The 21,242-nt window shown below is 47.3% G+C and carries 20 protein-coding genes; 13 read left to right on the top strand and 7 right to left on the bottom strand.

The window, feature by feature from the left end:
• Positions 1 to 10: 10 nt before the first annotated feature.
• Positions 11 to 829 carry a helix-turn-helix domain-containing protein gene (locus P364_RS0118050; protein WP_024631489.1) on the bottom strand — a complete coding sequence of 273 codons (819 nt, stop codon included), beginning with the start codon at positions 827 to 829 and terminating at the stop codon, positions 11 to 13.
• Positions 830 to 973: 144 nt separating this feature from the next.
• Here P364_RS0118050 and P364_RS0118045 point away from each other — a divergent pair, with 144 nt between their 5' ends.
• Positions 974 to 1,750: a sugar phosphate isomerase/epimerase family protein gene (locus tag P364_RS0118045; protein WP_024631488.1), complete on the top strand. Its 777-nt coding sequence runs from the start codon at positions 974 to 976 to the stop codon at positions 1,748 to 1,750.
• A 27-nt stretch (positions 1,751 to 1,777) separates the two neighbouring features.
• Positions 1,778 to 2,797, top strand: a complete 1,020-nt coding sequence (locus P364_RS0118040; RefSeq protein ID WP_024631487.1) for a Gfo/Idh/MocA family protein — start codon at positions 1,778 to 1,780, stop codon at positions 2,795 to 2,797.
• Positions 2,798 to 3,010: 213 nt separating this feature from the next.
• On the opposite strand, the gene P364_RS0118035 is transcribed toward P364_RS0118040, so the two are convergent.
• Together P364_RS0118035 and P364_RS0118030 are read right to left on the bottom strand one after the other, a co-directional pair.
• Positions 3,011 to 3,958 carry an aldo/keto reductase gene (locus tag P364_RS0118035; RefSeq protein ID WP_024631486.1) on the bottom strand — a complete coding sequence of 316 codons (948 nt, stop codon included), beginning with the start codon at positions 3,956 to 3,958 and terminating at the stop codon, positions 3,011 to 3,013.
• A 21-nt stretch (positions 3,959 to 3,979) separates the two neighbouring features.
• Positions 3,980 to 4,984 carry a Gfo/Idh/MocA family protein gene (locus tag P364_RS0118030; RefSeq protein WP_024631485.1) on the bottom strand — a complete coding sequence of 335 codons (1,005 nt, stop codon included), beginning with the start codon at positions 4,982 to 4,984 and terminating at the stop codon, positions 3,980 to 3,982.
• Positions 4,985 to 5,102: 118 nt separating this feature from the next.
• Here P364_RS0118030 and P364_RS0118025 point away from each other — a divergent pair, with 118 nt between their 5' ends.
• Positions 5,103 to 5,939 (top strand): helix-turn-helix transcriptional regulator, encoded by an 837-nt coding sequence (locus tag P364_RS0118025; protein ID WP_024631484.1) that lies wholly within the window; start codon positions 5,103 to 5,105, stop codon positions 5,937 to 5,939.
• A 111-nt stretch (positions 5,940 to 6,050) separates the two neighbouring features.
• The gene (locus P364_RS0118020; protein ID WP_024631483.1) at positions 6,051 to 6,458 is read left to right on the top strand and encodes an Rrf2 family transcriptional regulator; all 408 of its coding nucleotides are present in this window, start codon (positions 6,051 to 6,053) and stop codon (positions 6,456 to 6,458) included.
• Between the two features lie 182 nt (positions 6,459 to 6,640).
• Here P364_RS0118020 and P364_RS0118015 read toward each other — a convergent pair whose 3' ends face one another.
• Together P364_RS0118015 and P364_RS0118010 are read right to left on the bottom strand one after the other, a co-directional pair.
• Positions 6,641 to 7,855 (bottom strand): sugar efflux transporter, encoded by a 1,215-nt coding sequence (locus P364_RS0118015; protein ID WP_024631482.1) that lies wholly within the window; start codon positions 7,853 to 7,855, stop codon positions 6,641 to 6,643.
• 199 nt (positions 7,856 to 8,054) lie between these two features.
• Positions 8,055 to 9,431: an MFS transporter gene (locus P364_RS0118010; protein WP_024631481.1), complete on the bottom strand. Its 1,377-nt coding sequence runs from the start codon at positions 9,429 to 9,431 to the stop codon at positions 8,055 to 8,057.
• A 210-nt stretch (positions 9,432 to 9,641) separates the two neighbouring features.
• On the opposite strand from P364_RS0118010, the gene P364_RS0118005 reads away from it, so the two are divergent.
• The 6 genes from P364_RS0118005 to P364_RS0117985 all read left to right on the top strand — a co-directional run bounded on the left by P364_RS0118005 (position 9,642) and on the right by P364_RS0117985 (position 13,771).
• Entirely contained in the window at positions 9,642 to 9,965 is a 324-nt protein-coding gene (locus tag P364_RS0118005; RefSeq protein WP_024631480.1) for an ArsR/SmtB family transcription factor, read from the top strand.
• 141 nt (positions 9,966 to 10,106) lie between these two features.
• Complete coding sequence (locus P364_RS36920) at positions 10,107 to 10,295, top strand: hypothetical protein (protein ID WP_072735590.1); 189 nt, start codon at positions 10,107 to 10,109, stop codon at positions 10,293 to 10,295.
• Positions 10,296 to 10,379: 84 nt separating this feature from the next.
• Entirely contained in the window at positions 10,380 to 11,300 is a 921-nt protein-coding gene (locus P364_RS0118000; RefSeq protein ID WP_024631479.1) for a helix-turn-helix transcriptional regulator, read from the top strand.
• 25 nt (positions 11,301 to 11,325) lie between these two features.
• Positions 11,326 to 12,324 (top strand): hypothetical protein, encoded by a 999-nt coding sequence (locus P364_RS0117995; protein ID WP_024631478.1) that lies wholly within the window; start codon positions 11,326 to 11,328, stop codon positions 12,322 to 12,324.
• Between the two features lie 18 nt (positions 12,325 to 12,342).
• Positions 12,343 to 13,359 (top strand): hypothetical protein, encoded by a 1,017-nt coding sequence (locus P364_RS0117990; protein ID WP_024631477.1) that lies wholly within the window; start codon positions 12,343 to 12,345, stop codon positions 13,357 to 13,359.
• A gap of 229 nt (positions 13,360 to 13,588) precedes the next feature.
• Complete coding sequence (locus tag P364_RS0117985; protein ID WP_024631476.1) at positions 13,589 to 13,771, top strand: aspartyl-phosphate phosphatase Spo0E family protein; 183 nt, start codon at positions 13,589 to 13,591, stop codon at positions 13,769 to 13,771.
• Positions 13,772 to 13,833: 62 nt separating this feature from the next.
• Here P364_RS0117985 and P364_RS0117980 read toward each other — a convergent pair whose 3' ends face one another.
• Together P364_RS0117980 and P364_RS0117975 are read right to left on the bottom strand one after the other, a co-directional pair.
• Positions 13,834 to 14,712, bottom strand: coding sequence for a carbohydrate ABC transporter permease (locus P364_RS0117980; protein WP_024631475.1), 879 nt, complete (start codon positions 14,710 to 14,712; stop codon positions 13,834 to 13,836).
• 12 nt (positions 14,713 to 14,724) lie between these two features.
• Positions 14,725 to 15,684 carry an ABC transporter permease gene (locus tag P364_RS0117975; protein WP_024631474.1) on the bottom strand — a complete coding sequence of 320 codons (960 nt, stop codon included), beginning with the start codon at positions 15,682 to 15,684 and terminating at the stop codon, positions 14,725 to 14,727.
• Positions 15,685 to 16,015: 331 nt separating this feature from the next.
• Here P364_RS0117975 and P364_RS0117970 point away from each other — a divergent pair, with 331 nt between their 5' ends.
• The 3 genes from P364_RS0117970 to P364_RS0117960 all read left to right on the top strand — a co-directional run bounded on the left by P364_RS0117970 (position 16,016) and on the right by P364_RS0117960 (position 21,095).
• Entirely contained in the window at positions 16,016 to 17,776 is a 1,761-nt protein-coding gene (locus tag P364_RS0117970) for a sensor histidine kinase (protein ID WP_024631473.1), read from the top strand.
• Entirely contained in the window at positions 17,751 to 19,343 is a 1,593-nt protein-coding gene (locus P364_RS0117965; RefSeq protein WP_024631472.1) for a response regulator transcription factor, read from the top strand. Before P364_RS0117970 ends, P364_RS0117965 begins: the two co-directional genes overlap by 26 nt.
• A gap of 99 nt (positions 19,344 to 19,442) precedes the next feature.
• The gene (locus tag P364_RS0117960; protein ID WP_024631471.1) at positions 19,443 to 21,095 is read left to right on the top strand and encodes an extracellular solute-binding protein; all 1,653 of its coding nucleotides are present in this window, start codon (positions 19,443 to 19,445) and stop codon (positions 21,093 to 21,095) included.
• The last annotated feature ends 147 nt before the right edge of the window (positions 21,096 to 21,242 follow it).

The raw sequence follows: 21,242 nt of genomic DNA, 5'->3' as shown, positions 1-21,242 counted from the left end.
CAACTAACCCTTATAAATGCTCCAGATCAATGGACTGATGGGCCTGGGATTTGAGATATTCAGCAGGGGACATTCTAAAATGGGAACGGAATACCCGGTGGAAATAGGAATAGCTTGCAAAGCCGCAGGTTTCGGCAATATGCTCCAGGGTCATATCGCTGTACTTCATACGCTCCAGGGCAGCGTTCAGCCGAATCTCAATCGCATACTGAATCATCGTTTGGCCGTAGTGCTCCTTGAATAATCGCACCGCACGAGACAGGCTTAGTCCTGCGTAGCGTGCGGCTTCTTCGAGTTTGAAGGTCACGGTAGCATGCTCTTCGATGAATCGTTTCAGCTTCAGCGTCGAAGAAACAGATCGATCCGTCTGAATATTCTCCTTGATGGCCCGATCGATATACAGGCACAAGCCCCGCAGCAGTGCGTCACTCAGTTCTATATTTTCCTCCAGTGGTCCGCGACGTTTCTCCAGAAGCATATTGCGCCAGAGGCTCACCAATTTATCATCCAGTCCGATGTGACTCACGGTGGACCGATGGTGACGCTTCCACCAGCTTTCAATCCACGTCCCTTCACAGAACAAATAATAGTCTCCGCTGGACAACCTGCCCTCCTTGTGAGGTTCTTCAACAACGAGATGATAGTCGTCCCCGGGTTTGAGCAGCAGTAAATCCCCGCCAATCATCTTAAATTCTTCATCCTGTACATATACCTTGCAAGAGCCCTCGGTTTGCAGACGGAACAAGTACGTTTGCAACTCGCCCTTCATATTGTGGTTAAACGCCTTATAGTGATAGGAATAGTCACAGATCAGTACTGAGGTTTCCAAAAGATGTAATCCTCCAAATTGAAAAATTTGATCAGATAGTTCATGTTCTGACGATATTGTATATGTTCATTCTAGCCTGTTTTGCGTTAGTATGATACCAGATAGAGCAATGAAAGCAAATTTGAGAGCAGAGGTGTATCTAATATGAAAAAACTTAATATTGGTTTGCAATTGTTTACGCTCCGTGATGAAACTGCAGCAGATTTCCGTGGAACGTTGCGTAAGGTAGCAGAGCTTGGTTATGAAGGTGTCGAATTCGCCGGATATGGTGACATTCCTGCAGAAGAAATGAAAGCGCTGTTGGATGAGCTTGGACTGAAAGGTTTCAGCAGCCACGTTTCATTGCATGCGATGCGTGAAGATTTACAACAACAAATCGACTACCTCAAAACCATTGGTGCTCAATATATGATCTGCCCTTACCTGATGCCTGAAGATCGTCCAGAGAATGCAGAAGGCTGGACCAAACTGTTTAACGAATTGCAACAATATGGTGCAGAAGCAACCAAACAAGGTCTGATCTTCGGTTATCATAACCATGATTTCGAATTCCACGGTCAGGTTGGCGACGAAAATGCCTTTGATGCAATGTTTGCTCAAACGACACCTGAAGCGGTTCAAGTGGAAATGGACGTATGTTGGGTACAATTTGCCGGACAAAATCCGATTGAGTACATCAATAAATATGCAGGCCGCTTGCCGCTGCTTCACTTGAAAGACTTCAGCAAAGACGAACAGGGTCAGATGAAGACTTTGGAACTGGGACAAGGTTCGGTTAATCTGCCAGCTGTTATTGAAGCAGCTACAAGTGCAGGTGTAGAATGGCTGATCGTGGAACAGGACGTTTGCCAGAATCCACCGCTTGAAAGCGTAGCTAACAGCCATAACTGGTTGAAGCAGAATTACCTGAACCAATTCTAATTTATTTGTCAAAGGGGACATTTGTACATGAGTAAAATTAAAGTTGCTGTATTCGGCTGTGGAGCCATTGCCGAGCGCAGACATATTCCAGAATACGCTGCCAATGAGAACGTAGAACTTGTCGCTTTTGCCGATCCGATCGTGGAGCGTGCAGAGAAGATGGCCGAAACTTACGGCGGTAAAGCTTACTCCAGCTACGAAGAGTTGCTTGCAAGCGAAGAAGTGGATGCAGTCAGCGTTTGTACGCCGAACTACCTGCATGCTCCGATGGCAATTGCTGCGGCGAATGCCGGCAAGCATGTACTGGTAGAAAAGCCGATGGCGGTTACAACCGAAGAAGGCGAGCAAATGATCGAAGCTGCCAAGAAAAACGGTGTGTATCTGATGGTTGGACACAACCAGCGTTTGATGCCTCCGCACATAAAAGCCAAAGAAATTTTGGATTCCGGCAAACTCGGCAAAGTTCTGAATTTCCGTACTTCCTTTGGTCATCCGGGTCCGGAAGGCTGGAGCGTAGACGGTGCAGAAAGCTGGTTCTTCCGTAAAGAAGAAGCGATTATGGGTGCCATGGGTGACCTGGGCGTGCACAAATCGGACTTTATCCGTTATTTGCTGGATGATGAAGTGTCCGAAGTTGCTGGATTTATCAGCACATTGCACAAGGAAAATACCAAAGTGGACGATAACGCAACTTGCCTGCTGCGTATGAAGAGCGGTGCTATCGGTACGCTGGTTGCCAGCTGGACACAATACAGAGCAGGAGATAACAGTACGGTTCTGTGGTGTGAAAATGGTGTGATGAAGATCGGAACGTTAGAAGGCGACGAGGTTATTGTTGAACTGACCAACGGAACGGTTGAGACATACAAAGTTGGTGCGATGGCTACGAACGAGAAACAAGTACCAAGCGGCGTCATTGATGCTTTTGTAGAGTCAATTGTAACGCAAACACCTCCAAGCATTTCCGGTGAAGAAGGTCTGCGTTCCCTGCAAGTCATTCTGGCAGCATTCGAATCCGAGAAGACAGGTCAGATTGTGAAGCTGTAATCGTTACGATTTTATCGTCAATACTTTAAAAGTTTGACTATTTCATATTAAAAAGGGGCTTACCTCCAGAAAAATATTTCTGGTAGGTAGTCTCTTTTTATTACTTTTTTCAAGACAATCATATATGTAGAATACAAGGGACCGACCACTCCGCTACATTGCGGAATAGTCAGCCCCTTAACCTTTAAGGTTGGATCACAGCACATATTTGAATTAAACGCTTGGTTTTACATTACTGCCCAGGTCCAGCCAATTCAGTTCCTCACGTGTCAATGTGATACGGGAACCTTCGTCACAGGACAGAAGCTCTTCCCGATTTTGAGCGCCAATCAGCGCACAGGTCGGAAATGGTTGGTTTAATACATAAGCAAGTGCAATCTGAATTGGCGTGGTATTTTTGGACTCGGCCAATTGTTCCGCCCGATGCAAACGTTCCCAGTTGCCGTCACTGTAAAATACACGAACCAGATCTTCATTATCCCGCACTTCAGGTGTGAATCGTCCGGTAAAGAAGCCACGAGCCTGAGATGACCAGGACAGCAAAGGAAGCTTGGTGCGCTCATGCCATGCCAGCGTTTCTTCGTCTGCCGATACACAGCCTGCCCAGAACGGTTCGTTTGCTTTGGCAAGACTGAGATTCGGGCTGCTGAATGTGAAACCTTTCAGACCATTAGCGGCTGCATATGCGTTAGCTTCCTCCAGCCGCTGCCAGGTCCAGTTGGAGGCGCCGATCGCGCCGATTTTACCGGATTCAATATGTTCGTTCAACGCTTCAAGAATTACACCAACGGGGATGTTTGGGTCATCCCGATGCAGGGCATAGAGCTCCACATGTTCGGTTTGAAGCCGTTCCAGACTGGTAAGAAGATCGCTGCGGATAGCATCAGCGTTAACACGTGGACCATTCTGATCGTGATGTGCACCTTTGGTCAAAATAACGATCTCGTTACGGTTACCCCGTTCCTGCATATAACGTCCGAGCACTTCTTCACTCTGCCCGCCACAATAGATATGCGCGGAATCAACGGTATTACCGCCAATCGCCAGGAATGCATCCATGTTCGTAGCTGCTTTCTCATAGGAATCATTGTAGAAATAATCGGTTCCTTTAATCAATCGGGAGATCGGTTTGCCTGCACCAGCAATTTCAATGTATTCCATAATTCAGTTCATCCCCTTTTCTTATAGTGTGATTCGTGTACGTTCTTCTGCCGAACGAAGACAAGCTTCGAGTACTTTCATATTGGCTACAGCATCGGATGGAGCGAAGCGCAGAGCCTTACCTTGAAGCACAGCTCGTGCCATGTCGTCTCCCTGAAGGGAGTAGTGGTTTACCTGTGGGACTTCAATTTCTTTACGCTCGCCGTCAACAATTACGAAGAAGTTGGAGCCGCGGTCTGGATTGCTGATATAAGCAGATGGTACCTCGATGATGCCATCTGAACCAAGCACCTCCAGTGTGTTGCGGAAGGCAGCCCACATGCTGCTGTCAAAGGTCACGCCAATATGATTGTCGAACTCAAGCAAGCCGGATGCCATCATATCCACATGACCATGCTCGGGAGAGAACATGCCAATGACGGTCGCGGCCGAAGGCTCCTGACCAAGCAGTAACCGTGCTGCACTGATGGAATAACAACCGATGTCATACAGAGCACCGCCGCCCCAATCACGTCGGAAACGGACATTGCCCGTCGAGCCGGAACTGTTGAACGAAAATGTACTATGAATGCCGCGGACTTCACCAATTTCTCCGCTGGCGATAATATCCTTAATCTGATCATAACGTGGATGGTGTCGGTACATGAGTGCCTCGGAGAGATGAACACCGGCGTCTTCGCAGGCTTGCACCATCTCCTGAGCTTCCTGCTCCGTTAGTGCCAAGGGCTTTTCACACAAAATATGTTTACCAGCTTCAGCGGCACGGAGTGTCCATTCCCGGTGCAGATGGTTCGGAAGCGGAATATAGACCGCATCAATGGAATCGTCAGCAAGCAAAGCTTCATAGCTGCCATAAGCTTGAGAAATGCCGAGTTGGTCAGCGGTTTGTTTCGCTTTTTCTTCATCCCGGCTGGAAATGGCGGTCACTTCATTCAACTCGGATTGCTGCAAACCTGGAATAACGGATCGTACGGCAATGCTAGCGCTACCAAGAATTCCCCAGCGCAATTTTCGATCTGAATTCATTTGTTGTTTCCTCCTATGAATGAATGTATATTGTGATTATAAGTAATAGATGAATGAATGAAAATGATAATATATTGAAGTGAGTTAACACAATATTGTTTAGAAAAGAGAATAGGCCATGATGAGACAGACGGTACTGCTAACCTTGCAGGATATTCCCTATTTTTGTTATCCAGAGTCCGTTGGACTTTATATCGACCACCCCGAGCACACCGTATTACGGGAGGCAGGCGCACTTAACAACTTCAATATTCACTACGTTGCTTCTGGCAAGGGGTACGTGGAAGTGGAGGGGGTAGTGCATGAGCTTCGAGCGGGCCAGGCTGTACTATATTTCCCGCAGCAGCGGCAGCATTACTACAGCAGCGAGGACGATCCATGGGATGTGCGATGGGTTCATTTTTACGGCGAACGGCTGCATGATTATATGATTGAGCGGGGGTTGCATCGTAATCTGCTGTGGACGCTGCGGCAGCAGGCTCCGTGGGAAGAAGCACATATGGCTCTACTGAATGAGGCCGAGCAGAACCGGATGCTGCGTCCAGCCCAACTATCTACCCTGACTTACGCTGTGCTGGCCGAGTTTGTGCAGCATGCTGTTCCACTGAAAAGCACACGTACGAGCAAGGCCGAGAGTCGTATCCTTGGACTGCTCCCACAGATGCAGCAGGAGGCATGCCAGCCATTTTTGTTACAGGATTGGGCGGATAAGGCGGGTGTAAGTTCGTATTACTTTTGCAAAATGTTCAAGAGTGCCGTGGAGATGACCCCGATGGAATTTATAACCCGTTCCCGGCTGCAGATGGCGAAGCAGTGGCTGCTGGAACGTCCAATGGCCAACATTGGGCAGATCGCCGAGGAGGCGGGATATCCCAATGCCAGTTATTTCAATCGCCAATTTCTAGCTCATGAGGGCATGACTCCAACGGATTATCGCGGGCTTTATCACAGTTAAATGTGCAGATGTCCCCGTTTGTTTGATTTTGTTGGAATTTTCGACGTTTGACAGAGCGTTCAATCAAGTCTATTATAGATAAATTAAATCCGTATATAATGAGGTGCCCTCATGAAATATTCGAAAGCTACAAACTATGCCCTGCACACCATGCTTTTTCTGGTTGCGACCGAACCGGAACAACTGGTTAGTGTACATCAATTAGCTGAGATGCAGAAAGTATCTCCAACCTATTTATCCAAAATATTGACGAAGCTGGTCAAAGCCGGCATGATCGAATCAACTTCGGGTGCCAATGGTGGCTATCGGCTTAGCCGGAAGAATCCGGATCCTTCTTTTCTGGAGATTATCCATGCGATTGAAGGCAAGGCTTCCCTGTTCGAATGCTCACAGGATCATAACGAAGGCTGCCTGATTCAGCAGGTGATGGTTCGTGCGGAAGAAGAGATGGAGAGCTATTTGAACAATAAAAAAATGTCTGAGCTGGCTGCCCAGATGAAAGCTGCACATTCCGTATAACTTGATTTGGAGATGCAGTCAATCCTAGAGCTTCGCCCCAGAAGGGCAAATTTAAAATCCTTCCTCCCGCTTAAAGGGAATGGAAGGATTTTTTGCTTTACTAGAACGCTATTGCTGCGTCCTTGGTGGGGCTTTGGTGTGTTCGTGTTTTTACGTTTACTAAGAATTCGATCCGGATCTGTTTAGAGTGAGAGCGTCTGACGTTTCTCTTTTGAAAATTGTTGTGTGACAATTAGCATGCCTAACGAAAGCAGAACAAGCAGCAGGCATACCCAATATGAATTTCGATACCCCCACGCCCCGGCTGCCCATCCCCCTATCAGACTGCCAAATAATCTTCCCAACGTGGAAGCATTGGAATAAAGTGTCGACGCATAGCCGGGCATGGACGGAAGCAGATCCTGCATGTAACTGATACCGATAGCAGAGATGACAGCGACAAAGAATGCGAGCAATAGCTGCCCTGCCAGCAAGTGCCACAGTTCACTGGAGAACAAAACAATGACATAATAAGCGGCACCCACCAGAGAGCCCCATAACATGAGTAAGCGGTTTGGATACCTTGAGGCGAGCAGGCCCAAGCCTAGCATAATGGGAATTTCAAGCCCCGCGCATAGGCTGGCGATCCAGCCAACTTCCCGGGTCCCCCCGCCCAGATGGTGAATAATGAACAGTGATGCATTCAGGTTATTCATCCAATGTGCCATATACAGGAGTGTAGTAATGAGAAAAGGCATATAGATTCTTGCATCCTGATGCAATTTCATGTGTATGCCACCTGTAGATGGACGGAGTGCAGAAGGCTCGGGAGCCTTTTTTAAGAGAAAGAAAAATAATAGTGCATTGATTAAAAAAATAAGACATGTTGAACTGAATATGCCGGTGTATCCAATGTACGCAATCAATAAAGTTCCGAGTAAAGGTCCCGTAATAAATCCCAGTGAAAACGCGGAGCGCAAGGTGGAATTGGCCACAGCATGATCGACGTCCGTTGCGGCATTAACCGCTTCTCTTGCAGCTGCGAACAATTGTGGCATGGCGGGTGAGCCGACTGCAGTCATCACCGTCATGTAGATAAACAATAGAGTGAAGTCGTGGATCCACAGGTACCCGGCAAAAGCAAGGGCATTGCAAACCGTAGCAGTCACCAAAATTACTTTGCGAGCCCCGGGTTGATCTGATCGTCTGGCGATCCAGGAACTGAATAGCACACCCGCCATAAGAGTTACTGCAGTGAATAGTCCAAATGTAGCGATGGATACTTCGAGACGGGTTGTAAAGTAGACCGCCAGAAAGGGAGCGCTGATTGAAATAGCCATGCCTTGCAACAACATACAAATGAGAAACAGCCGGTATGTAGGGATACGAAATAGTGAATTAAACTTTTGAAGCTTCATATGTGAGTAGACATCCCCTTGGTTTTATCGTTCTCTAAATACATATACTATCTGGTTATCATATAAGAAAAACAGAGAGAAAGTAATACGGAGGGATAATTTTTCCTAATAAAATACCAAAAAAGCCAGAGATCAGACCCCATCGGTCCAATCCCTGGCTTTCTTATATGAAGAGTCTACTGCGAGCCTTTTAAACTGCTTAGTGTGAAGCGACAGTTTTCTTCCGTGACTGCATTCTCAGATACACTTGTGAGAAAATAATGGATGCCAGAGCAACCACGGTCATGCCCCAGAAAATGTTGGTGTAAGCTGATGATAATGGCATTTGCTGCATCGCGGTCAATGCCACACCAGTTACCGCAACGCTAAATGCACCGCTGAAGAACTGGCTAAGCTGAAACAGTCCCATGCCAGCACCGACCTGATCCATCGTCAGATTGCCTGACAATTCATTGGATACGCTGGTTGTCAATGCAGAGAAGCCTACGCTAAGCAGAATGTATACGGCCATAATGGCATAGATGCTGTCGTCTGCAAATAGAGCAAACAGTCCTGCAGCAGCGAGCAGCAACCAAGGTGCAAATTTGAGCAGTTGTGTATTGCCATGCCGGTCAATCATGCGGCCGATCCGATTCGATAACAGCATGGATACAATTGCACCCGGGAAGATGACGAGCCCGGATTGGGCCGGAGTGAGGGCATACAGATGTGCCAGAATCTGTGGCAGCAGGAACAGCGTTGAGAAGTTGTTAATGTACGATACAATCCCGAGTGAGCTGAGCATCATATATTTTTTGTTTTTGAACAGGGCCGGTTGAACAAAGGGATCAGTCGCACGGCGAATACGCAACCAGAACAGAACCAGTGCAGCCGCACCAACGACAAGGGTTACCCATTCACGTGAAGTCAGGAATAGCAGGACACCAGTTGTTCCGATCGCCAGTAGCAGCGCGCCGAGCAAGTCGAATGAACCCTTTTTCGGCATTTCACTTGGAAGCAGTCTGAAGAATACAGGAATGAGAAACAAGGTTAGTCCGGTAACGATAAACAGATCATGCCATCCGAGAAACTGTGTAATACTGCCGCCGATCACAGGTCCGAGTCCAAGACCCAGTGAGCTTGCAGACATGACAACAGCCATGGATTTACCCCGGCGGTCACTTGGAATGTAACGAGTAATAAGCACGATGGCGAGCCCCGGTACAGAAGCTGCGCCCGCAGCCTGAATCAGACGTGCAATGAGCAGGAGGATAAAATGGTTACTGAAGAAGCCAAGGACGGATGCCGCACCAAGCAAGGTAAGACCGGTCGTAAACAGGGTGCGAATTGGTACAAAATCCGATAGACGTGAGAACGTAATTGAGGAAATAGCAAAAACGATAGAATAACCGGTGACAATCCAGGAAGAAGAGACAGATGAAAGCATAAATTCGGCTGCAATTTTGGGCAATGCCAGATTGAACATCATCGTGTTCATAACGACAAGTACAACCGTGAAGCCCAGCAGACCTACGATTAAGCCTTCCTGTATTCCTGCTGTCCGTTCCCCAGATGATGCAGCTGCGGTGTTGTTCATAAAAACCTCCCAGTTTAATTTGTATTTCGCAACATTTCAGAAACGGAGTGTAACATTTGCAAAATGGGGTATGTGTGAATCCCATGCCTGACAGCAGGGGATACATAAACGAAATAGGTTTATAAGTTCGATTGGTATCGAACATTAGAAATATATCATGGAACTGTGTTAAAATACAATGGATAGTCTGAAAAAAAGGAGACTACAACGATGAAGATTTTACACCATCCCCAAGTGGAGGATATTGAACTTTCCTCCGTATTGTACGCTTTAAGTGATCCCATCCGTCTAGGGATTGTAACGGAAGCAGCCAGAAGTGGTGAGCAGCCATGCAGTCATTTTCGTGCACCTGTTGTGAAATCCACGATGTCACACCATATTCGAACCCTGCGGGAAGCCGGAGTCATTCGGGTGAGAGTGCAAGGTACACAGCATTTCCTGACGCTAAGATCCGAGGATCTGGAAGTGCGTTTTCCTGGTCTGTTGCAGCCTTTGTTACAAGCGGCAGCTCAGTCTGAAATACATGATTCCTGAAAAATGTCCTTTCTTCAAGCTGAAGAGGGGACATTTTTTTATGCTTGGCATGTTCCATACTGCTGCGACATTCTATGTCGTACCATGCCCTTTATAATAACGGTGAACACATAAACCCTATCGAAAAGAGGTTCACAAACGTTGGCAAAAACAAAAAGAGGACGCGTCCTGTGGAATCTACCATCCCGAGGAAGAGGAACATGCCCGGTGTGCAGCAGTACACGGATTAAATTGTTGTATTCGCAAACCAAAACAGATGGTACAAGTCTGAAAGTATGCAAGAAATGCTCCAAAGCTGTGCAGTCCAGAGTGGACAAGGTAACCGTATAACATAACAGGTCTGTTCTTCGGAACAGGCCATGTCTTTTGGTATAATACAATTACTTAATACGGAATGAACCAGGGGGCGGGGAAATGAGCAATATGCATCGTATTCACTGGTTTGACGGGCAGATTCGAAGCGGACGTTTTCCAAACAGCAGCTGGCTTGCACGGGAATTTGAGATATCCAGGCGGCAGGCCCAGCGTGATATTGAATATATGTCAATTTCCCTTCGTGCCCCCCTGGTGTATATAGCAAAATATCGGGGGTATTGTTACGAGGATCAGACCTACCGGCTGCCCCATTTATATATGACGGAAGAAGAGCAGCGGGTGCTTAAGTATCTGGCACATCGTTATCGGCATTACAATTATGACCAGTCGGATGCGGTGAAACGTGTAGCACATTTGCTGGAGCGTTTTACACTTGAGGAGCAGCAGACTGGAAATAGTCAGCTTCCTGTGTTTCAGGCAGATCCGCAGCAGCTTCAGTTCTTTGAGATTTTGTCCCATGCGATTGCCGAATCGCGCAAAGTACATATTCATTACAGAGATCATGCCGGAGAACGGCAATTTACCTGGTGTCCATTGAGGATGATGTCCCAGTTCAACGCCGATTATGTGATTGGTTATGAAATGGACCCGTTACAGCAAACGGCCATCCGGCTGGAGGGCATGATTCATGTGCAGATGACGAACGAGACGTTTCAGTGTCAAACAGACGGGTTGCTGGGTGTATGGGAAGAGGTTTTGCCTGTTCGTAAACCGTTTGTCGCTGAGATAAGGTTGAAAGAAGTGCAGCAAACAGACCTGTGGCAAGGATATCGGATTCGGGCGAAGCAAGATGAGATTCACTTTATTGAATTTTATGACACAGATGCTTTTCTACAGCATTTGTTCTTTAGTGAGTGGGAGGAACTGTTGTCTCCAACGTGGCTTAGGCGAAAGCTTCAGCAAAGTGCTGAAGGAATAATCGACAGACTTGCAATACAGCGCAAGGTTGACGTGAATTAGAACAACCATGGAGAGGAGACTTTTTTTGACTGAAGTTTTGTTAGAAAACCTGATGATGAAGCGAGAGTCCAAATCGTATGTGGATAGCCTGCACGCCATATTAACCCATGCGGGTCTGTTTCAGGGTTCTAAATATGTGCTCGCTGGATATACGGGCATGGCATTCAAACTTTCGGTACACCGCAGACTGCTGCATATGTCGGTTACAGCTTACGGTCAATGGGGCGAATCCCATCGCCAAGGAATCGATAATTTGGGAATATTCACGATTAGTGATGGAGGACGCACACGTCATTCCACATTCGGGTATTACCAGCAGGATGCAGTAAATTGGGTGAAGCGCAGTCTGGATGGAGGCATCGGGGTGATCTACTGGATTCCGGAATTTGGTGTCATTCATGGTTATGATGACAGTGATCGCATCTTTTATGTGCAAGACGGCTGGAGTAAGGAACCCCAGATTTTACTGTATGACAATTTCGGATTAAACTTCACCGGGTTCTGGTATTGTCAGGTTTTTGGTGAACAGGTACATATCCCCGAACAACAGATGCTGCTGGAATCATTGAGATTGGCGATAGAGGATTGGGATATCCCTTATCGATTGCTGCCTGATCGAAATATCGCTTCGGGCAGGTTGGCGTATGAGGTGTGGGTGCAAGCCCTTCGGAGTGGAGATTACGATCCATCGGGTGCTGCGTATATTTTGCAATCCTATTGCCAGTCGCGAACTGAAATTCAGATGTACTTGCAGGATGCGAGAGGGATATGGACTGAACTGGACCAAGCCTATGCATGCTATGAACAGCTTGGAGCTTTGATTCTCCAGATGAAGGAATGCATGATTCAGGAGAATAACAAATGGATCATACAGGCAGACGCCACAGAGAAGCTGGCACAGGCTTTATTGGAAGCGAAAGCATTGGAAGAACAGGCTGTTGATTATTTTCGCTTGATCTCTCTAAAGTATCCTGACCGTAAAAGGACTACTGTACCCCGGTGGGGAGCACACTCGGCGAGGTAGGAAAGGAAGGCTTAGACGATGGGAAGCAAAATATTGCTGGATTTAATTTATGTTCCACAGAGCAGAAATTCTGCATGTGAACACATATCATGGAACGGAGCAGGCTCCTATATAGATGCGATGTACCGGATTCTGGTGCATAAACAGTGGACGGATTTACCGCGTCATATGATTGCGGGGATGACCGCAAATGTGTTTCGATTAGTAGTGGATCGGCGTCTGACGACAGAATCGATCTCGGCGTACAACTGGATGGCGGAGAACTTTGTAGCAGCTGATTTCATTGGTGTGACAGCGAGTCAGTCAGCGGGATTTTCGTTCGAGCCGACCTTTCCGCTCTATCAGAAGCAGGCCCTGCTGGCTATCAAGGCATCTATTGACCGGGGTGTGGGCGCTATTCTGTGGCATGATCAGTTTGTCATTTGCACGGGATATGATGATGGGGAGCAGGTACTGTTTATCTGTGAAAGTAAAGGAAATGAAGTCATTCGTCTGCCCTATGATTCTTTTGGTCGGAATAGTACACCATACTGGTACTATCAGGTGCTTGAATCTCATACAACCGTAGACGTATGGGAATTGTGCAAGGAATCATTAATCCAGGCTGTGTACAAATGGGAAACCCATGACTATATGCTGCCACCCCAGGATTACGCCTGTGGACCTGCTGCATATGCAGCCATTGCTGCTGCACTGCAATCCGGAATATATGAAACCGATCAAGCCGCCAAGGTCCTGCGCTATTATGCTAATTCAAGACAGGATATGGCCGTCTATGTTGCAGAGCTTGGGCATTTATCCAATCAGATGAATCATGTGGTGCAGGAGTATGCGTTACTCGCAGACCTATATGCACAAATGATGGAGAAGGTTGAGGATTCAGCAGCATGGGATGCGAAGGAGCCAGGGCATGTGCTAAGGGTGATTAACCTGATTAAGCAGGCGAGGGAAACGGAACAGCGAGCCATCGATGCCATTAAACAGGCCTTCCCAGAAACGATTGGTAATCGTTTTGAGGATATTGGATTAAGATGAATAGATATCGAATGGGTACAAAAAATACCGGATTAGGCTGATAAGCCTATCCGGTATTTTTCATATTTTGCATCATCTGAGTCCATAGCTCATCCTTATTTCAACCTGGACAAGAAAAAATATCCATAAATTCGATTTTGGGGTAATGTGCAGCTCCCTTTGTTCCGAATATTATATTAGATGGTCTTTTTTGGATGGAGGATATTGAAGGACAACAGGGGGCGGGAGTATGGTGCATAATCCGGAAACCATTCAGGAATGTATTGAAAAGGCAAGACAAAGGCTCTACCAGATTGCAAATTCTCATAAAGAACTGTGGCATCCGGAAGTCATTCGTCAATCGATGGTTCTGGATGAACTCATTAATGAATATAACAACGCCATTCGCGGGAAATCATCCCGAAGTAAATAAATGCGTTATGAACCTCGGGATGATTTATGCGAATTTATGCGAATGCATTCAGTATACGAACCCTATTCTTTTACAGCCCCAAGCACAATACCTTTTACAAAGAATCGCTGCAAGAACGGATACACGAGCAGGATCGGCAGTGCCCCGATAAAGATCTGGGCTGCGTTAACAGTACGCTGCGACATGTTCTGAAGCTGTGTTGCATCGACATTCATGTTGGAGAAATCCTGCTGTACGATAATGGTTTGCATCAACGTAGCGAGCGGGTATTTGGCTGCGTCATTCATATAGATCAGTCCGTCGAACCAGGAATTCCATTGCCCCACCATCGTGAACAGGGAGATCGTCGCAATGGCCGGCATGGATACGGGCAGATAAATACGGAACAGTGTAGTGATATGGTTGGCACCATCGATGAACGCTGCTTCTTCGAGCTCTTTGGGCACGTTACGGAAGAAGTTCATCATGAGAATCAGGTTCCAGACCGCCACAGCCCCAGGCAAAATCAGAGCCCACAGGGTGTTAATCAGTCCCAGCTTTTGAATCAGGATATAGGACGGGATCAGTCCGCCGCTGAACAGCATCGTGAAGATGAAAAACCACGCATACAGCGAACGTCCCTTGAAATTCAGACTTTCCTTGGATAGAGGATATGCCGTCAGGGTGACCAGAACCATACTGAGCAGTGTACCGAAAACAGTACGTTGCACCGAGATCCAGAGTGCGCTGAGAAAGTTACTGTTACCAAACGTTTTGGTATAGGCATCGACGGTAAAATCAATCGGCCAGAGCGTTACCAGATTGGCGGAAGCTGCCGCTTTACCGCTGAAGGAAACCGCCAGAATATGGACAAGCGGCAGCACACACAGCAGCGAGACGGCCGCGATGAAGAACAGGTTGAAGCCGTTAAATATACGGTATCCGGTCGTTTTGTGATACACCTTAATTCCTCCTTAGAAAATGCGGTAATTGGCGATTTTGTAAGCCATCCGGTAGGCAGTAATAACGAGGAACATGGCGACAAAGGATTTGAACAAACCAACCGCAGTCGCAAAGCTCATTTTGCCATTCAAAATACCCATCCGGTAAACAAACGTGTCAATAATATCGCCTTTATCATATACAAGTGGATTGTACAGGTTGAAAATCTGGTCAAATCCGGCATTAAGAATATTCCCCAGTGATAGTGTTCCCACGACAATAATCATCGGCACGAGTGCAGGCAGCGTAATGTGCAGAGTCTGCTTAAGCCGTGTTGCCCCGTCAACTTCGGAAGCTTCATACAGCGCAGGGTTAATGCCCGCGAGGGCTGCAAGAAAGACAATGGTACCAAATCCAAATTCCTTCCATACATCACTGATAACCACGGTTACACGGAACCAGTCGCCATCGCCAAGAAAGAAGATCGGTTCAATGCCAACAGCCGCAAGCACCTGATTTATCAGTCCGCCTTCGGGAGAGAGCATATCCAGCAGGATGCCGCCCAGTACAACCCAGGACAGGAAGTGGGGCAGATATACCAGCGTCTGCGAGAACCTTTTGAACGTGGAGTTCCGTACTTCATTCAGCAAAATGGCAAACACAACCGGGGCCACGAGTCCGGCCACAATTTTCATGGCAGCGATCAGCACCGTGTTCCAGATGACCTGAACACTGTCCGGATATTCGAACATGAATCGGAAGTTATCCCATCCTACCCATTTGGAGCCGGTGAAGCCCAGCCATGGTTTGAAATCCTGAAAAGCAATAATAATGCCGCCCATAGGCACATAGGCGAACAGCAATGTGAGCAGTACCGAAGGCAGCAGCATCAGATGCAGCGGCCAATTGCGTTTGAAATTCCAGCGGGTACGTTTGCGTGGATTGTGTGTTGCCTGCCGCACCGGCGTATTGGTCGTTAGTGGTTGTTCCATAGCCATCAGGTCCCTCCTTTATATCGTCCAGCCTCTGCATCATGAGGCCAGTCAGCCTCTGCAAAAAGTGGAGCAACTGAATTATAGCAATGGAAACGGGTGGGCTATAGAACAACATTTCAAGGCGGATGTTGATTTATTAACTTGTTGATATAACAACACATAAAGGGGGAAGCAGAGCATTCTTCAATAAAAATGAACATCAAATGAAGCAGCGGACAGAGAGGCCGAAAAGGGCTTCATGCGAAATTCAGTATAGATATGTAAGGGGTTTCAATATAAAATAGGACTTCGATGTGTATCTTTACTTTAACCGGGACAGGGTGAAGCAATGAAATTTACAGTATTCTCAAAAACAGTTATGCTGCTGGTCTGCTTGCTGGTACCTATCTTGTTGCTCTACACCTACGCCAATCAGGCGAACGTGGACATGATCGTCGAGGAGAAGCAGCAGTCCAGCTTGAACCAGTTCAACTATTTTAGCTCTCAGGTGGATAAAAATATTGAGCAGCTTTCGCTCTACGGGCTGACGTTACTGCGCGATCCAAGTATTTTGCACTATCGTTACATGACGGAATCGACCAGCCAATATGAGAAAAATAGCATCTATCTCGATATTCTCGACAAATTGTCGCTGTACCAGTCCACCAGCCGCTGGAAGAACGATATTACCATTGTTCTGCCTCAGGCAGAGTTGGTTTTATCCACCAAGACAAGTCGAACCGTATACAATGAGAACATGTTGAAGTTTCCCCAACCTGGACAGTGGCAATTGGATCAAGGGAGTTTCACCTACTTCTTCACGGATAATTATGAGTGGAGTGCAAAACCGGTGACTACGGGTGTTCGAACCGTGATGGAGATTAATTTTGATCCAATGAACATTGTAGCCATGCTGGACGACTTCAAGGAGGCCCAAGGGGGAGATCCCTTTCTATTTGTACCGGGCAATGAGCCGTTATTGAATCGAAGTGCGGACCCTGAGCTAATCCAGGCCATCATGAAGGACATGCCGATAAACGCGTTGGGCAGTGAAGGCAACCATCAGCTGGAGGTGGGGGGCAAGCAGTACTTGGTCAGTTATGTGCTCTCCAAACAGCTGAACGGAATTTATGTTAACCCGGTTGTGCTGGATGATTTGCTTACGCCGATGGACAAGAGTCGAAATATGTTTATTACTTCCATTTTGCTGCTGCTCGTGCTCAGTATTGGTGCTGCACTGTTGTTATACCGAAAGGTACAGGTGCCGATCCAACGTCTCATGAGAGGGCTGCAACAGATTCGCAAAGGACAGCTGTCCACACGAATTCCGGTCGATCACTCCCGTGATGAATTCGCGTATCTGACGCAAAGCTTCAATCACATGGCCGAGCAGATCCAGGAGCTGATCGAAAAGGTATACGAGGAACGCATCCGTTCACGAGAAGCAACGTTAAAGCATCTGCAATCACAGATTAATCCTCATTTCCTATACAATTGCCTGTTTTATATTAAAAATATGACGCAGCTCGGCAACCGCGAAGCGGTTATTGCCATGTCACTCAGTCTGGGAGATTACTATCGCTACATCACACGTGATGAGAACGATATGACGACCGTGGAAGAGGAGATTCGGTTGCTGGACAATTATTTGTCCATCCAACAGATGCGTACCAATCGTTTGTCGTATGAGATCGCTGTACCGCAAGAGCTGATGCAGCAGCACATTCCAAGGCTGCTGATCCAGCCTATCGTGGAAAATGCAGTCATTCACGGCATTGAACCGATGGAGGGTAGCGGTCACATCGTGGTTACAGGCATGGCAGCACAAGAGCAAATGGATGGAAGGCAATACACACGATACAGTCTGTTTGTTGATAACGATGGTGTTACTTTGACGCCGGAAGAGATTGCTGGTCTTGAACGAGAAATCAATGAACCGATGGGTGAAGAGATTGGCACGGGTACCTGGAATGTACACCAGCGGCTCGTTACACGATATGGTCATTCTTCGGGGCTTCACTTTGCATCGATCCCTTATGGGGGGCTCAGTGTAGAAATACGATGGTTTGAGGAGGAATATCCTAATGATGAATCTAATGGTCGTGGATGATGAACATTCAGCGGTGGAATCGATTGCATCCTCCATACCGTGGAGGGAACATGGGATTGGACAGGTGTATAAGGCGTATTCAGTTAAAGAGGCTTTGCAGCAAATGACGGCACATCAAATCCATATTATCATCACCGATATTCGTATGCCGGGCTTGTCCGGTCTGGATCTGGTGAGTCATATTCGGCAAAAGTGGGAGCGTACCAAATGTATCATTTTATCTGGACACGCATCCTTTGATTATGCGAAGCAGGCACTCCGTCATGGAACAGTGAGTTATCTGCTGAAGCCAGTACGGGATGAGGAACTGATTGAAGCCGTGCAGCAGGCCTCCGTCCAGATTCGGCTGGAGGGAGAGAAACAATTGATGCATCAGCGCGCTATGTATTCGGTGAGAGAGCATTTACCGGAGAAGCGGGCTGGATTAATGAAGGATGTGCTGCTGGGGCACAAATTTGCAGAGAGTGAACTTGTGGAAAAGCTGGAGCAATTGGAGATTGGTTTCCGCCCTCAGGACAAAATGCAGCTGATGCTCATTCGTTATGATGATCCGCAGCCAACGCACAAGGCATTCCGATTAATGAAATACGCTATCTCCAATGTGGTGGAGGAGATCTTTGGCAGCAGCTATCATCTCTGTCATACGGACGATGCCTATGATGATCTCGTTTTCATGGCTAGTCCCAAACAGGCACAGTCTGAACCGGAAATCTTAATGGGGCGGCTTGGAGAACGATTACTTCACAGTGTGAAGCAGTATTTAAACGCGACGATCTCACTGTCCGTTAGCCGGATCGGTCGTTTTCCAGAGCAGGTTCCGCAGCTGTACCATCAGGCAGTTAGTGCCTTGCGCAAGCAGGCGGAAGCGGGCAAAGGACTGCATCTCAATGCGGCTGCCGGCTCCCATGGGGCAACATTGAAATCACTTGCCGCACTGTATGAGCCACCTGGACTGACTGCACTGCTGGAAGCAGGACGGATGGAGGATGCAAACCGCAAGATTGATTCGATTTTCGCCGAGTTATCGGATAGTGTGTTCCCCGAGCATGTGTATGTCGCTTTTCACTATCTCGCAGCGGCTTTCTCATACATGGCTCATCGGGAGGGCAGACAGCTGTCCGATGTCCTTGGTGAGCAGTATCAACAGCTGTTGAAGGATGGTTACGGTGTGTCGCTTCGCAGTCTGGAAGCATGGACCCGGAGTGTGATGGAACAATGGGCTCAAAGTGCAACCGATACGGGCCAGGAAAGTGGATCAAGTATGATTAGACAGGTCCAACAATGGATTGACCATCATCTGGGCGAAGATCTTTCCTTGCAAGTTATTGCCGGGGAGGTACATCTGCACCCGGTATACTTATCTAAAATGTATAAACAATCGACAGGTGAAGGCATCAGTGACTACATTATCCGTTCCCGGATGGAACGTGCTGTTCACTTGCTGAAGCATACGGCAATGAAGATCTATGAAGTTGGCCAGGAAGTGGGGTACAACAATACCCCTTATTTTATTCAAGTATTCCGAAAACATTATGGCTTGACCCCGCAGGATTTTCGGAACGGTTAACAAATCAATATGAACATTGAAATTGTGATATATGTTTGCATCCCCGGCTGCACTATCCTTTTCATGTAAGGGTATTCAAAGTGATTGAGGAGGGGTTTCATGTATAGAAAAATGATGACTGCATTGCTTGCACTGACGATGGTTGCCGTAACGGCATGCAGTTCGGGGGCAAAGGAAGAACCGTCCAAGGAAGCGGCTGCGCCACTTGCGCTGCAAGACGGCAAGTATGAACCTGCGGTTCAGATGAGCTATTTGCGAGCCTGGAATGATGATACAAAGTTCAAGAACGGAGAGACTGCACAGAACAACGTGCAGACGAAATGGGCCAAAGAACGCTTGGGCATCGACCTGACTACACCTTGGGCTGTGTCGGTGACCAACGATGCTTTCTACACGAAGCTTCGCCTCTCCCTGTCAGCTAACGAAGAGCTGCCGGATATCGTCTCCATCCGTGGTGACTACAATCTGGTACGTGAGTTGATTGAGTCAGGTAAATTCGCCGATGCAGGTGAATTGTTCGACAAGTATGCATCCGACACATGGAAAGGGGCTGCCGAATCCGCACCGGAAGAGTGGTACCCGTACATGTACGAAGGTAAACGGTATGGTATTCCGATCTTCGACTATGCCTACAACGGCGACCCGGTTATGTTTATCCGTGAAGATTGGCTGAAGAAGCTGGGGCTGGAAGAACCAAAAACGATCGATGAGCTCGTTACGGTAATGGATGCATTTACGAATAAAGATCCGGATGGTAACGGGAAGAAAGATACGTACGGTCTGACAGTCGGCATGAAGATTGCCCTCAATACGTGGATGAGTGAATCCGGCTGGATCTTTGGAATGTATAATACGATGCCGGGGCAGTGGAATTTGAATTCTGAAGGAACACTGGAATACGGCTCAATTCAACCAGGTGTGAAAGAAGGACTTGCAACGATGAAAGACTGGTTGTCCAAAGGCTATCTGCCGAAGGAAGCTGGCGTATATGACGAGATCAAGGCAGCCGAACTGTTTACAGCAGGCAAAGCCGGAATCATTGTGGGGCCACACTGGATGCCGAACTGGCCGATCGATGATGTGAAGAAAAACGTGGACGGCGCTACCTACAAAGCAATCGCCCTGCCAACTGGACCAACTGGAGAGAGCCATCACCACGGTTCAGGTGCGAGCAACGGAGTTGTGTTGATCAATAAAGATATGGCCAACCCGGAAATTTTCTTCACATATCAAAATTATTTGTTCGATAACTTCGCTAATCCAGAAGTGGGTGGGGAGTTTGAGCATGGCTTTGCCCAAGGATATGACTTTGATATTGTAGATGGCAAAGTGCTTGGTGAAGCTGATTTGAAAGACGGCGTATCTCCTCTGAAGTACACACTCACTTATGATGGTGCACGGATTCCAAACCTGATGATGGATACCCTGGCTGAGCTTGCTTCGGGTAAGGAGCCTGAAACACCATTTGAGAAAAATACGAAAATTGCCAACAAACCTGAAGTGTTCGCTGCGGCTCAAGTCGTGGTAGCTCATAAGGATGATGCAATCAAGAACAAATTCACGGGTGCACCTACGGATACGATGAAAATGAAGAAAGATGCACTCGACAAGCTGGAGAAAGATACGTTCAGCAAAATCATTTATGGTCAGGTTGGCATCGATGAATTCGACGCGTTTGTGACGAAATGGAAATCCATGGGCGGCGATGAAATTACAACTGAAGTCAATGAATGGTTCAAAACAGTCAATTAATACCGTGTATAATTCACCAGATGAATCATACTAAAGTTATAAAAAGGATCGTACTATTTTCGTGAATACACCGGATATGGGCGGGAAATCGCCTAATCCGGTGTTTTTGTCTTGGTATGCGGGATGCACAGACATGGGCAGGAGAGA

Source organism: Paenibacillus sp. MAEPY2 (genome assembly GCF_000499205.1).
In the GTDB taxonomy this organism is placed as follows: Bacteria; Bacillota; Bacilli; order Paenibacillales; family Paenibacillaceae; genus Paenibacillus; species Paenibacillus vandeheii.
Note: the sequence above shows the minus strand (reverse complement) of the source record. Positions and strands in the feature narration are given on the sequence as shown.